Origin of the sequence: Streptomyces sp. NPDC001868, from assembly GCF_040297125.1 — a bacterium.
Taxonomy (GTDB): Bacteria; Actinomycetota; Actinomycetes; order Streptomycetales; family Streptomycetaceae; genus Streptomyces.
The window spans coordinates 338875-354771 of sequence record NZ_JBEOYO010000001.1 but is presented as its reverse complement, the minus strand read 5'-3'; the positions used below and the strand labels follow the sequence as shown (position 1 = coordinate 354771).

Below are 15897 nucleotides of genomic sequence, written 5' to 3'. Positions count from 1 at the left end.
GTGAAGGGGGTCGACGAGTTGCAGTCGAATGAAACACCGGGGGAAGGACTGCATGACGTCTTCGCCGCACAGGCGCGCGCTCGACCGCGATCCACAGCACTCGTTGCAGGGGACACCCAGGTGTCCTACGGTGAATTGGACGCCCGCGCCGAGCGATTAGCGGACCGACTCGCAGCAGCCGGTGTCGCCCAGGGGCAGTCGGTGCCGATCCTGATGCCGCGCTCCGTCGACCTGGTCGTCGCTCTGCTGGCCGTTCTCAAATGCGGTGCCGCCTACGCGCTGCTCGATCCGGACTGGCCGCCCGCGCGTCTCGACGCGGTGGTCGCACAGCTCCGGCCGCCCCTCGTCGTCGCCCGACGGGGCACCGAGGCCCGGCTGTCCGCGCCGCTGTGGACACCGGCCGACGACGGCCCGGGGGAGAACCCGGCCCGCCGCACCGCCGTGGCGGTTCGGGACTCCGACGCGTGCTGTGTGTTCTTCACCTCCGGAACCACGGGACGCCCCAAGGGAGTGATCACCCCGCACCGGGCGACGGCACGGCTCTTCCGGCCCGGCACCTTCGCCCGCTTCGACCGGGACACGGTCGTCCCCCTCGCGGCGGCGCTGCCGTGGGACGCGTTCTCCCTCGAACTGTGGGCCGCGCTGTACAACGGCGGCACCTGCGTCCTGGTCGCCGAGCCGTTCCTCACGGCCGAGGCCCTGCGCGCGACGGTCGCCGGCCACGGGGTGAACACGGTGTGGCTGACCAGCAGTCTGTTCAACCTGATCGTGGACGAGGACCTGACGGCGATGAGCGGCCTGTCCCAGGTCGTCATCGGCGGGGAACGACTCTCCGCGCGGCACGTCGCCCGCTTCCTCGACCGGTTCCCCGACACGGCCCTGATCAACGGCTACGGCCCGGTCGAGAGCACGGTGTTCACCACCACCCACCGCATCACCGCCCCGGACTGCGCCCGGCCCGCCGGCATCCCGCTGGGCCGGGCGGTACCGGGCACCTCCGTCTTCGTCCTCCAGGGCGACCGCCCCTGCGCGCCCGGAGAACCGGGGGAGATCTGCGTCGCGGGCGACGGCCTGGCCCACGGCTACCTCGGTGAACCGGCCCTCACCGCCGAGAAGTTCACGTACGTCGACATTCTCGGTGAACGGGTCCGGCTGTACCGCACCGGGGACCTGGGCGCCCTGGACGAGAACGGGATCGTCGAGTTCCGCGGCCGGATCGACCGGCAGGTGAAGGTCCGGGGCAACCGTGTCGAACCCGTTGAGGTGGAGCGGCAGATCGTCCGCCTGGTCCCGTCCGTCGCCGACTGCCGGGTGGTCCCGCGCTGGAACGAACTCGCCGGCGCCTTCGAACTGGTGGCGTTCTGCGTCCCGAACCGGGCGGGCGCGGCCCCACCGGACGCTCCACCGGACATACCGGCGATCCTCGCCCGCCACCTGCCCGCCTACCAACGCCCCGCCGACATCGCCTTTGTCGACTCCTTCCCGCTGACCGGCAGAGGCAAGCTGGACGACCGCGCCCTGCTGGCGAGCGTGCCCGAGGAGCCCGCCGAGCATGCCCACGGCCCCGTCAGCCCCGTCGGTCCCGTTGGTGACGTCGGCCCCGTGGACACCGTCGGTGACGTCGGAGATCCGCTCGTCCGTCTGGTGGCCGAGGCCTTCGCCGCCGTGCTGGGCCGGCGGACCGTCCCGCCGCACATGTCGTTCTTCGAACTGGGCGGCACCTCGCTCCAGGCCGCCCGTGCCTGCACCCGCATCGGCAAGCGGGCGGGGCGACCGGTCCCGCTGTCCGGCCTGTACGAGCACACGTCGGCCGAACGCCTCGGAACGTGGCTGCGGTCGACGCGGGCCAGGGACACCGCCGTACCGTCACCGACCGGTGACATCCCGCTGACCGGTGACATCCCGTTGACCGCGATGGAGTTGGTCTTCCTCACCCGGCATCTGACGGCGCCGCAGGACCGGTCCTCGTACTGCCTGATGACCTGGCACCTGGACGGCCCGCTCGACCCGGACGCCCTGGAGGTGGCCGTCGCCGCCGTCCACGAGCGGCACCAGACGCTGCGTACGGCCTTCCGCGTGGACCCCCGGCCCCATGCCGAGGTCACCGACATCTCCGCCCCGCCACTGGAACTCCTGGACGCCAGACCGACCGTGGACGAGGCGGTCGGCGCGCTGCGACGGCTCTTCGAGGAGCCCCTCGAACCCCAGGACGCCGATCTGTGGCGCACCGCGCTGGTGCCGGTCACCGGCACCGGAGGCCGGCTCTTCGGGGTGCTGGTCCACCACATCGTCTTCGACGGCCGGTCGGAATCCGTCCTGGCCCGCGACCTCTCCGACGCCTACGCCGGGCGCGAGCCGCGCACGACCCCGCCCACCCTGGCCGAGCGTGCCCGGCTGACGGCGGCGGTCACGGCGGTCACGGACTCGGCGGACCCGGCGAGGCGCACGGAGCGGATACGGGAGGAGTTCCGGGGCGTGCCCGAGCTCCGCTGGCCCGAGGCGCCCGGCCCCGGGGAGACCGGGACGGGACACCTCGACGTGTCCTTCGCCCCCGCTCTCACGGCCCGCCTCGACGAACGGGGCGCCGCACCCGGAGCGAGCCGGTTCACGGTGCTCCTGTCGGCCTGGGCGGACACGATGGCCGAGGTCAGCGGGCAGCGGGACTTCGCGGTGGGCGTGCCCGTCGCCGAGCGCACCGTCCCGGAGCTGGAGCGGACCATCGGCTGTCTGATCAACATGGTGCCGGTGCGCCTGGGCGGCGCCGCCCTCGGCGGTGGCGAGGACGGCATCCGGGAGACCGGCAGACGGGTCCACCGAGCCTTCGCACGCGGCGACGTCCCCTTCACTGCCCTCGCAGGGGCCGTGGGGACGACCACGGCCGGGCGACCTCCGGTGTTCCAGACCCTCTTCGCCCTCCAGGACAACCCTCCGCCCCGGCTCGACCTGCCCGGTGTCACCGCCGCGCATCTGCGCCCGCCGTACGCCGCCCTCCCGCTGGAACTGCACCTGGAGGTGTGGCCGGACGAGGACGGCGCGCTCGACGTGGTGCTCTCGTACCGGCGTGACACCGTCGCCCACACCACCGCGTCGAAGCTGCTCGACGGCTTCCACGACCGTCTGGCCCTGATCGCCGCGGGAGCCGCGTCATGACCGTCATCGCCTTCACCCCCGCCGATGTCGTCGACCCGGAGCTGCACGCCTCCGGCGAGGTGCACGAGCTGTGGCGCCGGATGCGACAGGACGCCCCGGTCCACTGGCACGAGCCGGGCGACCTGCCCGGCTTCTGGTCGCTCACCCGGTACGAGGACATCCGGGACGTGTACCAGGACCCGGGCCTCTTCAGTTCGGCGCGGGGCGTCCTGCTGCGGCCGACGCAACTGGGGGAGGACCCCGGCAGCGGACTGACCATGGCCCTGACCGATCCACCACGGCACCGCGCCCTGCGCGGGCAGGTGGCCGACCGGTTCAGCGAACGGTGCGCCCGTTCCCTGGCGGGGGAGATGCGCGCCGAGGTCCGCTCGGTCGTGACCCGCGCCGTCGAGTCGGGCACCTGCGACGTGGTCCACGACATCGGAGCCCGGCTCTCCGGCCACAGCATCGCCCGGCTGCTCGGTGTGCCGCCGGAGGACCGCGAGCGACTGCTGAGGTGGACCACGGAGGCGTTCGAGTCCGGCAAACCCCTCACCAGCCACCTCCCGCTGATGCGCTTCTTCATCGACCTGATGTACGCGCGGATGGAGGAGCCCGCCGACGACGCAATGAGCATGTTCGTCAACAACGAGGTGGAGGGCGACCTGCTCACCGAGACCGAGATCCTGCTCGGCGTCGAGAACCTCGTCGGAGCGTCGGAGAACGCGGGCCTGTCGATGGCCTCCGGCATCCTCGCCCTCGCCGCGCATCCGGGGCAGTGGGAGCGGCTCGTGCGGGAGCGGGACGGCGAGTTCGTCAGGACCGCGGCGGAGGAGGTGCTGCGGTGGACGAGCAGCGCCACGCACAGCATGCGCACGGCCACGGCGGACACCGTCGTCCGGGGGCGGCACATCGCCGCCGGGGACCGGGTCGTTCTGTGGATCCCCTCGGCCAACCGGGACGAGTCCGTGTTCACCGAACCCGGACGCTTCGACCTCGGCCGGCAGCCCAACCGCCATCTGGCCCTGGGAACGGGCGAGCACGTCTGCGTCGGGAGCACCATGGCCCGCCACCAGATGCGGATGCTCCTGGAGACACTCGCGGAGACGGTCACCGCCGTCGAACCGGCCGGAGACATCGAGCCGCTGCGCTCGATCACGGTGAACGGCCCGGCGCACGCCACCGTGCGCCTCGTCGCCCGCTGAGCTCACACGGGCCGTACTCACACGGGCCGTACTCACACGGGCCGTCCTCACACGGGCCGTACGGCCGACCCGCTCTCCGCCGGTTCGGGATGCGCCTGCCGGGACTGCGCCCAGCGGACGGCGAGCGGCGCCATCAGTCCCGTCAGGGCGAACAGGGTCCCGACGACGAACCAGCCGGGGCGGCCCCAGGTGATGCACAGCGAGATGATCAGCGCCGGTCCGAGGGCGTCGGCCAACCCCGCGCCCAGGCCGAACACGCCCAGGTACTGGCCGGTGGAGTGCTGCGGGGCGAGGGCGAAGGACACCTCGAAACCCGCGGCGGAGTACCAGAGTTCACCGATCGTGTGGATCACCGCCGCGGTGAGGAGCAGGGCCGCGGCGGTCCACGCCGGTATGCCCGCGGCCAGTGAGATCAGGGAGCAGGAGACGAGAAAGGCCACGCCTGCCCGCCGGTAGGCGTTTCCCCCCGCCGCCGGGGACACGATGTTGCGGCTCGCTCGTACCTGGAACGCGATCACGATGACGGTACTGGTGAGGATCGTGCCCGAGATGAGCCAGTGCGGGGCGGTGGTGGCTCCGACGAGCCAGAGGGGGATGCCCACGGTGAGCACCTTGAACTGCACGGCCATGATGCCGTCGAGGGCGGTGAGCAGGAGGTAGGGGCGGTCGCGGAGGGCGGTCCAGCGGGGGCCGCCGGCGGCGGGGAGCGGTGCGACCGGCGGGAGGAGGACCAGGATCACCGCCGAGAACACGAAGGCGATCGCGTTGCCGACGACCATCAGCTGGTAGGCGGTGAGCGTGCCGACCTGAACCACCCAGCCCGCCAGCACCGCGCCCAGCGAGATGCCCAGGTTGGTCACCGCACGGAGATAGGCCCGGAACTCCTGCGGCCGGTCCCCTCCGTAGTGCCTGATGAGCGGGGACCGTGCGGCTGTTCCCGCCGTCTTCGCCCCGGCGGCCGCGCAGACCGCGAGCACGAACGGCCAGAAGCTGTCCGCGAGTACGAAGCCGGCCGTGGCCGCCGCCTGCACCGCGAGGGTGGCCGTATAGACGCCACGCGCTCCGAACCTGTCCGCCAGATGACCGACCGTGACACCCAGAGCCAGCGCGACGAGACCGGCCAACCCGAGGCCGAGCCCCACCTCGGCCGCCGGAAGGCGAACCGCCTGCGTGAAGTACAGCACGCCGGCGGTCAGGTACAGGCCGCTGCCGATGGTGTAGACGAAGTTCGACGCCGCGAGGACGCGTTGCGGCCGGCTGTCCGGGATCAGGCGGGGCATGGTGGGAGCTCCACGTCACAGAGGGCGAGTACGGGCCCGGCAAGCTTTGTTGTGCAGTACCTGCCAAAGCAAGAGGGCCCACGTTGCCATCCGGCCGGGGGTGTCGCCGGCAGCGAAGGGTGGAGCCTACGGGACGAGTTCCCAGTCCTGTGAGCCGTCGGCGGCCGCGTTCCGCAGGGTCAGCGGCGCTCCGTCGGACGCGCCGGTCAGGTACAGGTTCGTGTTCTTGGCCGACTGCAGCCGGTAGAAGCCGTCGTCCGTCCTGACGAGGTTCCAGCTGCCGGTGGCGCTGTCGTCGACCCACTGGCCGATCCGCTGACCGGCGGTCGCGTTCCCGGTCCAGATGGCTGCCGCGCGACCTCCGGACTTGTTGAGCAGCGTCCTGCCACCGTTCGGCTCGGTCACCACATGCCAGTACTGGGTGTCCGGGTTCGCCGCCGCCCCGGGTTCCTCCAGGACGACGTCTGGAACGTCCCCGTTGCCGAGATTCGCGTCGTTGGTGTTGTCGCCGGTGCCGATCACCTGGTCGGTTCTGCGGTTCACCAACTGGTAGTAGGCACCGTCCGACTGGCCGAGATCGACCTCGGCGAACTTGAGCGTCGAGGTGCCCTGGTTGTTGAGGACGACGATCCGGCCGGTGCCCTCGACGTACTGCAGGTTGCGGCTGTAGCCGGCCTGCGAGGTCGTCTGGTACTCCTTCCACGTTCCGTCGCTGCGCCCGCTCTCGTTGACCCAGACACTGCCGCTGCCTGCCGCGTTGTAGACCAGGCGCCCTCCCGGAAGCCTGATGATCACCGGGCTGCCGCCTCTGGCGAGCGGACGGGAACCGGAGTCGACCGGCAGGGAGGCGACGTCCGTGCCGGTGGCGGAGCCCTTGTAGAACTCCAGCGGGCTGTCGGCGATCACCAATCTGGTGTTGGCGCCGCCGCCCCAGTACTCGAAGGGGAGCATCCACTTGCCGTCCGTCGTCCGCACGACGTTCGTCATCCCGGGCCGGCCGCCGCCGATCTCCGTCTTCCCGCCGCCCATGTCCTGGGTCAGACCCGCGAGGTCCACGACGGGAGCGCTCCAGTTCGCGCTGCGGCCGTCCCAGGTCCTGTGCACGAGGATCTGACCGAGGGAGTCCTTGGCAGTGTCGTTCGCCGGGTCCAGCGTCGGCACACCGGTGGTCGCGTTGAAGCCGAGGTAGTCGTTCTCGTCGGAGTAGTAGCAGACGAGCTTGCCCTTGTAGACCATCAGGTACGGCTCCCAGAGGGGATCGACCTGCTTGTTCGTGTTGGCGTTGGCGATGTTCTGCCCGGTGGCGCCCGCGCTCCCGCCCTGCCAGCCCCCGGTCGCCACCACGTTCTGGATCTTCCACGTCACGCCGTCGTCGACACTGGAGTAGAGGGCGATCGCCAAATCCTTGCGGTCGCCGTCGTTGGACGGTGTCCAGTGCGGGTCGGCCGCCTTGTGCTCGCGGTAGTAGTGGTCGTCGCCCGACACGACACTCGCGAGGAGCAGCGTGCCCTGCTTCAGGTCTCCCACGTCCTGCGGAAGTGTGTAGAGGTACGGGTTGGTCCAATTGCTCGTGTACTTCGCGTACTTGGAGTCACCGGAAAGGTACGCCGGTGCCTTCACCTCCGACAGCGGCTGCCATGAAGTGCCGCCGTCGTCGCTCTTGTAGACCGGGAGCGTCTGCCTGTCGGCGCTGCCCGTCTCCGTCACGACCGTCGACTTCTCGAACGACGCGACCAGACGACCGCTCGGCAGCTGCGCCGACTTGGGGTAGACCGCGCAGTTGCCCCGTCCCTTCAGACACGGTTCGCTGCCGAGCTGGTACAGGGTCCCGCCCGTCGGGTTGTACGCCTGCGCGGCGGACGCGGGTATGGCCAGCATCGCGGACGCCGCGACGAAGGCTCCCAGCGCTTTCCCTGCTCTACCGCCACCGCCACCGCTACCGCTACCTCGACCTCTGTTACTGCCGTGCATTGTTCCTCCTCGGGGGATGAGCATGGTGATGCCTGTCCGGGGCGGATCACCGACCGGTGTGATCCGCCGACGGCGAAGGGGGCGGCGAAGGGGGCGGCGCGCCGGGGGAGGGCGTGCGGAACGGGATGGACAGGGCCTGGCCATGGCCGGTGGCGTCGCCTCTGACTGCGCGGTCATGTCTACGCAGTCATAGGGCGGTCGTCAAGAGTTCGGAACGTATCCGCGATGATCGATGGGGCCGGGCCGCCTACAGGACGCCGGGACGATGACGTGCTGAGCGGTGGGCGCACGGCCTGGGGCGTGCGCGTGGGCGACGGTGCCCATGTCCGCGACGTCGAGGGCGAGATCCAACGACTCCGGCTGGGGGCCACCCCGTGAAGCGCCGCCCTGCGGCCGGCCCTCCTCGCCCACGAACGCGCCACTGTGCTCCGGGTCCGCGACGACCGCGAGGGCGCGGCGTCAAGGCGGCGGTGTCCGGTCGGTGCTCACCGGTCCCCAGAAGATAGGGCGCCGGTCGAGGACGGTCAACGGAACTGACAAGTTCGGTTCCGGAAAAGTCGATCACGACCGCCGCCGTCGGCCGCGTGCGTCTCATGTCGGCCGATCGAGAGCCGTCGCGCCTCACGCCGCGCGCCGGAGAAATGTGGGATCAAACTGGCCGGTTCCATTGACGTGCTCTCGGTGGAAATCTATCTTCTGGTCGAACTTGCGAACAGTGTTCGATTTTTCGAACTATGGCCGTCGAAGGGGCAGTCCGTGTTCCTCACCCGTCACTGGCTCACCTCCGGGCCGACTCCGCCGGCCCTCGTCGCCGGCTTAGCCCCCCGGCCCGCCACCACCGGCAGTTCGTGACGTTCCGTGTCACACGGAGCAGGCCCCGTACCACCCCTCCGGAACGGTGAGCGGGCTCCGCGCTTCTCCCTCGACTCCACGTTCACCCGACCGTGGCACCCGCAGAAAGACAGGAGACGCACATGGCCAGGCTTCTCGCCCGGCTGGCGGCGACACTCATAGCCGCCTGTCTGCTCTTCACCTCCCAAGCCCTCACCACACCTCAGCGAGCGGCCGCGGCCGACCCCGGCTATCTGATGACCCACTTCATCGGGGAGGGGGCGACCGGCCAGCAAATGTACTTCTCGTACAGCGCGGACGGTCTGAACTGGACCGACCTCAACGGTGGGGGGATGACCCTGCGCTCCACCGTGGGCACGCGAGGGGTGCGTGACCCCGCACTCGTGCGCTCACCCGACGGCAGCAAGTACTGGATCATCGCGACCGACCTGTGCATCAGCTGCGGCCAGTCCTGGAGCGACTCCATCAACAACGGCAGCCGCAGCCTCGTGGTGTGGGAGTCGACGGACCTGGTCACCTGGTCCCAGCCGTGGCTGCTGAACGTCGCCGGCGCGATCCCCGACGGGCGCAACGCATGGGCACCGGAGGCGATCTGGGACTCGGCCACCAACAGCTACGTCCTGTACTGGGCGACCAACAAGCCCCTCAACGGCGCGACGAAGCACCGCATCTACTACGCCCGCACCACCGACTTCCGTACGATCACCACTCCGCAGATCTACATCGAGCGCCCCGGCACGCAGGAGATCATCGACACCCAGATCGTCGAAGTACCGTCCGGTGTCGGCAACTTCCGCTATGTGCGGGCCTCCGGTGACGGCCAGATCACGATCGAGGGCAGCAACTCGATCCTCGGCACCTGGACCAACCTCGGCAACCTCTCCGGCATCGGCCTGACCGGCGCGCAGGTCGAGGGCCCGATGTGGCTGAAGTTCAGAGACCGCAACGAGTGGACCCTCTACCTCGACCAGTACGCGGCCGGAAAGGGATACATGCCGGTCACGACGACCAACCCGTCTGCCACCGGCACCTACAAGCTCCCGACGGCGGGCACCTACTCCCTGGGCGGCAACAAGAAGCGCCACGGTTCGATCCTGACCCTGACGGCCGCCGAGGACGCCCGGATCCAGGCGCGCTGGGCCAACGTGGCGGGCAAGCGGCTGCAGTCCTTCAACTTCCAGGACCGCTACGTCCGCCACGCCAACTTCGACGTGCGCATCGACCAGAACGTCACCAACCAGGACGCACAGTTCCGGCCCCGGCCCGGTCTGGCCGGTACCGGCACCGTCTCCTTCGAGTCGGTGAACTTCCCCGGTCACTACCTGCGGCACGACGGCTCCGACTTCCAACTGGTCTACAACGACGGCACCACCCAGTTCGCCGAGGACGCCACCTTCCGTCAGGTCGCCGGCCTCGCCGACTCCTCCTGGTCCTCGTTCCAGTCGTACAACCACCCCGACCGCTACATCCGCCACTACGCCTTCCAGCTGAAGCTCGAAACCATCACCACCGCCACGGGCCGCGGTGACGCCACCTTCCGTCTGACCAGCTGATTCGGCCCAGGCTGCCGACGCTCGCCTCATGGGGCGGGCGTCGGCGGCCCACCCGGGGTGCGCAGCCGCCCCTTCGAGAGGAAAGACCATGCTGAGAAGACTGATCAGGAGATCGACGTTCCTGGTCGCCCTGGCGGCGCTCGCCGTGGGCGTGGCCGTACCGGCGCAGACGGCAGCGGCGGCGGACGCCGACGCCGCCTATGTGATGGGTTACTTCAAGGAGTCGATCAGCGGCGCGGGCAATGTCAACGCCCTGCACCTGGCCGTCAGCGACGACGCCGGGAGTGGACGCCGCTCAACGACAACAACGCGATCCTGACCCCGACCGTGGGCACCAAGGGCATCCGCGACCCGTTCCTGTACCGGCTGCGTGACGGCAGTTGGGTGGCGCTCGCGACCGACATCCCCGTCGGCGGCGACTTCGCGAAGGCCAACGCGAACATCCATGTCTGGACCTCGCCGGACCTGGTGAACTGGTCGGCCGACCGCCTCCTCAAGGTCAACGCCACCAACCCGAACTTCTACAGCTGGGCCCCGGCCGTCCACTGGGACCCGGTCCGGGCCGCCTACGGCATCACCTTCACCACCGTCCCGCAGGGCAAGTCGTACTCGGTGATCGACGTCGCCTACACGACCGACTTCGTCACCGCCACCAACCCCGCCGTGTTCTACGACGCGGGCACCGGCGTCATCGACTCGCACGTCGTCACCGATGTCAGCGGCCAGAACTACCTGTACTACAAGGACAACGCGACGGGCAGACTGGCCGGCGCCCGCTCCACGTCGGTCGAACCGGGCAGCTTCACCAAGTACGCCACCGGCGTCGCCGAGAACCGCTGCACCGAGGCCCCGACCCTGGTGAAGTCGCTGACCTCGTCGAGCTGGTCGCTGTGGGGCGACACCTACTGCCCCAACGCCAAGTTCGACCTCTGGCAGGGCGACCTGACGGCGGGGACATGGACCAAGGCCGGCCGCCAGTCCTACACCGCGCCCCTCAACGCCAAGCACAACACCGTGCACCCGATCACGGCCGCCGACCGCGACCGGCTCCTCGCCAAGTACGGCGGCACGAGCTGGAACCTGCTGAAGTCGTACAACTTCCCCGGGCACTACGTCCGTCACTCCGGCTTCACCGGCCGGATCAGTGAGCTGCCGTTCGACCCGTTCCAGGACGCGCAGTGGCGGCTGCGGCCCGGCCTGTCCGACGCGTCCGACGCGTCCGGCGTGTCGTTCGAGTCGGTCAACTTCCCCGGCTACTACCTGCGGCAGGAGAACTTCGAGATCAAGGTCGTCAAGAACGACGGAACGGCCGGCTTCGCCACCGACGCAACCTTCACCCGCGTCGCCGGCCTCGCCGACGCCACCTGGTCGTCGTTCCGCTCGGCCAGGTTCCCGACCCGCTACCTCCGGCACTCGTCGTTCGTGCTGCGCCTCGACGAGATCTCGACCGCGACGGGCCGCGCCGACGCCACGTTCAACGTCGTCCACTGACCACTGACCACTGCTGACTGCCGACTCATGGGGGCGGCGCCCCCGTGCTCTCCAGGGCCTGGCCACCGCCCCGGAGACCACCATCTGGACCAAGCACGCCAGCGGCGAGATGGGCGCCCACATCTGGGCGCCGGAGGTCCACTTCATCGACGGCAATCGGTACGTCTACTTCTCCGCCGGCGCCGCCAACGACAAGTGGAGGATCGGCATGCTCACCGCCAACGCGAGCGCCGACCTGACGAACCCGGCCTCCTGGACCAAGAGCGCCCAGCCGGTGTTCAAGAGCAACGACGCCACCGGCCAGTACGGCCCCGGCCACAACTCCTTCACCGTCTCCGAGAACGGCAAGTCGGACATCCTCGTCGCCGACGGTGCCACCCCCGTCCGCCTCTCCTCGTACAACTTCCCCGCCGCTACCTCCGCCACTTCAACAACCTGCTCTACACCCAGCCGGCGAGCACCGCCCTCGACCGTCAGGACGCCACCTACTACGCGGAGTAGGGAGAGAGCCGGAATCGCCGTCTAGGCCTTGCGGGCGAGCAGGTGGATCGCCTTGAACTGGCGCCGGTCGGTGGGCTCGGGCTCGCGAACCATCCGGGCCACCTCGGTGAGCCCGGACTCGCGCAGCAGCGCGGCGAGATGGTCGGGCCACCACCGATAGGCCGGCGCGACGGCGTGATCGAAGACCTGCGTCGGGTGAGAGGGGTCCTCGCTGGCCGAGAAGCCGATCAGCAGGTGGCCGCCGGGTGCCAGCACACGATGGAACTCCGCCAGGATGACGGGGAGTTCCGGGGGCGGAGTGTGGATGACGGACCAACGGGAGAGGACACCGCCCAGCACGCCGTCGGCGATGTCCAGCCCGGTCATCGAGCCCACGTCGAACCGCAGGCCCGGATAGGCCTGCCGAGCCAGTTCGACCATCGCGGGAGAGGCGTCGACACCGAACGCCGCCACCCCCAACTCGTCCAGATGGGCGGTGATATGGCCGGGCCCGCACCCGAGGTCCGCGCACCGCCCGTCCCCACGCGCGCGTACGACCTCGGCGAAGGCGCCCAGGATCGCGCGGTCCAGAGGACTGTCCCGCAGCGTGTCGCGGAACATCTCCGCATAGGTGGAGGCAACGGCGTCGTAGGCCTCGCGGGTGGAGCCGGGAGCATCGTGTTCGACCATGGTCGCGAGCGTAGTTCCTGGCCCGCGACGAACCCAGGGAATCACGAGCCACCTTGCGAGACCCGATCCCCGCCCCGCCGCGCCGCGGGGATCGGGCGGGGCCGCCCCTGTGTACGGTCGTAGCGGACCGCGAGGTCCGCATCCACGAGCGGGAGCGCGACAGCGCGATCGCACCGCCCCTCGCCCCGCCGGGCGGGCGAGGCCGACCGGAAGGCACGCTGAAGATGACCGGGCAACGCGACCGTTGGGCGGAACTGACCGGCGGACGAGCGGGAGAGGAGTACGCCCGGCGTTTCGCGCGGCTCGCCGAGTCGGGCCAGGACGTCCATGGCGAGGCCGCCTTCTGCGCCGCGCTGCTGGAGCCCGCCGCCCGGATCCTCGACGCCGGCTGCGGCACAGGCCGTATCGCGATCCGGCTCGCCGAGCTGGGCCACCACTGCACCGGCGTGGACGTCGACCCCTCGATGCTCGCCGTCGCCCGCCGCGAGGCCCCCACGCAGGAATGGCTCCTCGGCGACCTGGCCCGCCTGGACACCCTCGGCCTGACCCCGGGCTTCGACCTGGCGCTCGCCGCCGGGAACGTCATCCCGCTGCTGGCCCCCGGCACCGAACCGGCCGTCGTCCGCCACCTGGCCGCCGCCCTGCGCCCCGGCGGACTGCTGGTCACGGGCATGGGACTGGACGCCGCACACCTGCCCCTGCCACAACCACCGTTGACCCTCGCGGAGTTCGACAACTGGTGCACCGAGGCGGGACTGACCCTCCGCGAGCGCTATGCCACCTGGGGCGGCGACCCCTACTCCGAGGGCTGCGGCTACGCGGTCAGCGTGCACTCCCGCCCCACCATGTGAGCCGGGGCGGCCCACCCCCCCACCCTGATCCGTACGGAGCCCCACCATGTCCGGTCCGCATGACCCGTACGTCCGCGTCCGCGACGCCCGTGAACACAACCTCAAGGGCGTGGACGTCGACATTCCGCGCGATGTGCTGGCGGTGTTCACCGGTGTGTCCGGATCCGGGAAGTCGTCGCTGGCGTTCGGCACGATCTACGCCGAGGCGCAGCGCCGCTACTTCGAGTCGGTGGCGCCGTACGCCCGCCGCCTCATCCACCAGGTCGGCGCGCCGAAGGTCGCCGAGATCACCGGTCTGCCGCCCGCCGTCTCGCTGCGGCAGCGGCGTGCCGCGCCCACGTCGCGCTCGTCGGTCGGGACGCTCACGAACCTGTCGAACTCCCTGCGGATGCTCTTCTCCCGCGCGGGTGACTACCCGCCCGGCGCGGAGCGCCTCGACTCGGACTCCTTCTCCCCGAACACGGCGGCCGGGGCGTGCCCGGAGTGCCACGGGCTCGGCCGGGTGCACCGTACGACCGAGGAGTCACTCGTCCCGGACGCCTCGCTGTCCATCCGCGAGGGGGCCATCGCCGCGTGGCCGGGTGCGTGGCAGGGCAAGAACCTGCGCGACATCCTCGACGCGCTCGGCCACGACGTGGACCGGCCCTGGCGCGAACTCCCCGCCGAACAGCGGGAATGGATCCTGTTCACCGACGACCAGCCGGTGGTGACGGTGCATCCGGTCCGGGACGCCGACCGCATCCAACGGCCTTACCAGGGCACGTACATGAGCGCCCGCCGGTATGTGATGAAGACGTTCGCCGACACCAGGAGCGCGACCCTGCGGGCGAAGGCGGAACGCTTCCTGCACAGCGCGCCGTGCCCGGCGTGCGGCGGGAGCAGGCTGCGGCCCGAGGCGCTCGCGGTGACCTTCGCGGGACGTACGATCGCCGAGCTGGCCGCGCTGCCGCTGGCGGAGCTGGCCGACCTGCCGGGGAGCGCCTCCGAAACGGCGCGTGTCCTCACCGACGACCTCAGGTCCCGTGTCGAGCCCATCCTCGAACTGGGTCTCGGCTATCTCAGCCTGGACCGGGCGACCCCGAGCCTGTCGGCGGGGGAGCTGCAACGGCTGCGGCTGGCCACGCAGTTGAGGTCCGGACTGTTCGGCGTCGTCTACGTCCTCGACGAGCCGTCGGCGGGACTGCACCCGGCGGACACCGAGGCCCTGCTCACCATGCTCGACCGGCTGAAGAGCGCGGGCAACTCGGTGTTCGTGGTGGAGCACCATCTCGACGTGATGCGCGGCGCCGACTGGCTGGTGGACGTGGGCCCGCTGGCCGGCGAGCACGGCGGGAGAGTGCTGCACAGCGGGCCGGTGGCGGAGCTGGCCTCCGTCGCGGAGTCGGCGACCGCCCGTTTCCTCTTCGGCCGCGCACCCGCACCGGACCGCCAAGACCGGTCCCCTCGGGGGCAGTTGAAGGTCGGACCGGTGACCCGGCACAACCTGCGCGGAGTCACCGCCGAATTCCCGCTGGGCGTGTTCACCGCGGTCACCGGCGTGTCCGGATCGGGGAAGTCCACGCTCGTCGGTGAGATCGGCGAGAACCTGCCGGGAGTGGGACGGCTGGTGTCGGTCGACCAGAAGCCCATCGGCCGCACCCCGCGCTCGAACCTGGCCACGTACACCGGCCTCTTCGACGTCGTCCGCAAGGTGTTCGCGGCCACCGACGGGGCACGCGAGCGCGGTTACGGCGCCGGACGGTTCTCGTTCAACGTGGCGGGCGGACGCTGCGAGACCTGCCAGGGCGAGGGGTTCGTGAGCGTGGAGCTGCTGTTCCTGCCGAGCACCTACGCGCCCTGCCCGGAGTGCGGCGGCTCCCGCTACAACCCCCGGACGCTTGAAGTGACCTACCGGGGACACACCATCGCGCAGGTGCTGGACCTGACGGTCGAGGCGGCGGCGGAGTTCTTCACGGACACCCCGGCCGCCGCCCGCGGCCTCGCCACCCTGCTCGACGTGGGCCTCGGCTATCTGCGCCTCGGCCAGCCCGCGACGGAACTGTCCGGCGGCGAGGCCCAGCGCATCAAACTCGCCGCCGAACTGCGGCACGGGCGCCGCGGCCACACCCTGTACGTCCTCGACGAACCCACGACCGGACTCCACCCGGCCGATGTGGAGGTGCTGATGCGGCAACTGCACGGCCTCGTCGACGCCGGGCACACCGTGGTGGTCGTCGAGCACGACATGGCCGTGGTCGCGGGCGCCGACTGGGTGATCGACCTCGGCCCGGGCGGCGGCGACGCGGGCGGACGGATCGTGGCGGCGGGCACCCCGGCCGACGTGGCGCGGGCGGCGGGGAGCGCGACCGGACCGTATCTGGCCCGGACGCTCACATAGGCGGAGCGCGACGGGGCA

Annotated in this window: 10 protein-coding genes and 1 pseudogene; 8 read left to right on the top strand and 3 right to left on the bottom strand. The window is 70.6% G+C overall.

Translation table 11 applies throughout. From position 1 onward, the window contains the following. Window positions 1–3150, top strand: coding sequence for a non-ribosomal peptide synthetase (locus ABT147_RS01700; RefSeq protein WP_351401572.1), 3150 nt, complete (start codon window positions 1–3; stop codon window positions 3148–3150). Next, on the top strand, window positions 3147–4334 hold the full coding sequence (locus ABT147_RS01695; RefSeq protein ID WP_351401569.1) for a cytochrome P450: 1188 nt from the start codon (window positions 3147–3149) through the stop codon (window positions 4332–4334). The genes ABT147_RS01700 and ABT147_RS01695 overlap by 4 nt, the downstream gene beginning before the upstream one ends. Before the next feature lie 47 nt (window positions 4335–4381). On the opposite strand, the gene ABT147_RS01690 is transcribed toward ABT147_RS01695, so the two are convergent. After that, window positions 4382–5614: an MFS transporter gene (locus ABT147_RS01690; protein WP_351401567.1), complete on the bottom strand. Its 1233-nt coding sequence runs from the start codon at window positions 5612–5614 to the stop codon at window positions 4382–4384. Between the two features lie 126 nt (window positions 5615–5740). Then, window positions 5741–7492 carry an RICIN domain-containing protein gene (locus ABT147_RS01685; RefSeq protein ID WP_351401565.1) on the bottom strand — a complete coding sequence of 584 codons (1752 nt, stop codon included), beginning with the start codon at window positions 7490–7492 and terminating at the stop codon, window positions 5741–5743. A 1067-nt stretch (window positions 7493–8559) separates the two neighbouring features. On the opposite strand from ABT147_RS01685, the gene ABT147_RS01680 reads away from it, so the two are divergent. The 4 genes and pseudogenes from ABT147_RS01680 to ABT147_RS01665 form a co-directional block, all read left to right on the top strand. Then, window positions 8560–9990 (top strand): glycoside hydrolase family 43 protein, encoded by a 1431-nt coding sequence (locus ABT147_RS01680; protein ID WP_351401563.1) that lies wholly within the window; start codon window positions 8560–8562, stop codon window positions 9988–9990. Between the two features lie 88 nt (window positions 9991–10078). Beyond that, window positions 10079–10309, top strand: a complete 231-nt coding sequence (locus tag ABT147_RS01675; RefSeq protein ID WP_351401561.1) for a hypothetical protein — start codon at window positions 10079–10081, stop codon at window positions 10307–10309. A gap of 8 nt (window positions 10310–10317) precedes the next feature. After that, complete coding sequence (locus ABT147_RS01670) at window positions 10318–11481, top strand: glycoside hydrolase family 43 protein (protein WP_351401559.1); 1164 nt, start codon at window positions 10318–10320, stop codon at window positions 11479–11481. A gap of 34 nt (window positions 11482–11515) precedes the next feature. Then, window positions 11516–11910: pseudogene (locus tag ABT147_RS01665) on the top strand (glycoside hydrolase family protein); the annotation flags it as partial. A 93-nt stretch (window positions 11911–12003) separates the two neighbouring features. Here ABT147_RS01665 and ABT147_RS01660 read toward each other — a convergent pair. Then, window positions 12004–12651 carry a class I SAM-dependent methyltransferase gene (locus ABT147_RS01660; protein WP_351401555.1) on the bottom strand — a complete coding sequence of 216 codons (648 nt, stop codon included), beginning with the start codon at window positions 12649–12651 and terminating at the stop codon, window positions 12004–12006. A gap of 224 nt (window positions 12652–12875) precedes the next feature. On the opposite strand from ABT147_RS01660, the gene ABT147_RS01655 reads away from it, so the two are divergent. Beyond that, window positions 12876–13502, top strand: a complete 627-nt coding sequence (locus ABT147_RS01655) for a class I SAM-dependent methyltransferase (protein ID WP_351401553.1) — start codon at window positions 12876–12878, stop codon at window positions 13500–13502. Window positions 13503–13548: 46 nt separating this feature from the next. Next, entirely contained in the window at window positions 13549–15879 is a 2331-nt protein-coding gene (locus ABT147_RS01650) for an ATP-binding cassette domain-containing protein (protein WP_351401551.1), read from the top strand. Window positions 15880–15897 lie beyond the last annotated feature (18 nt).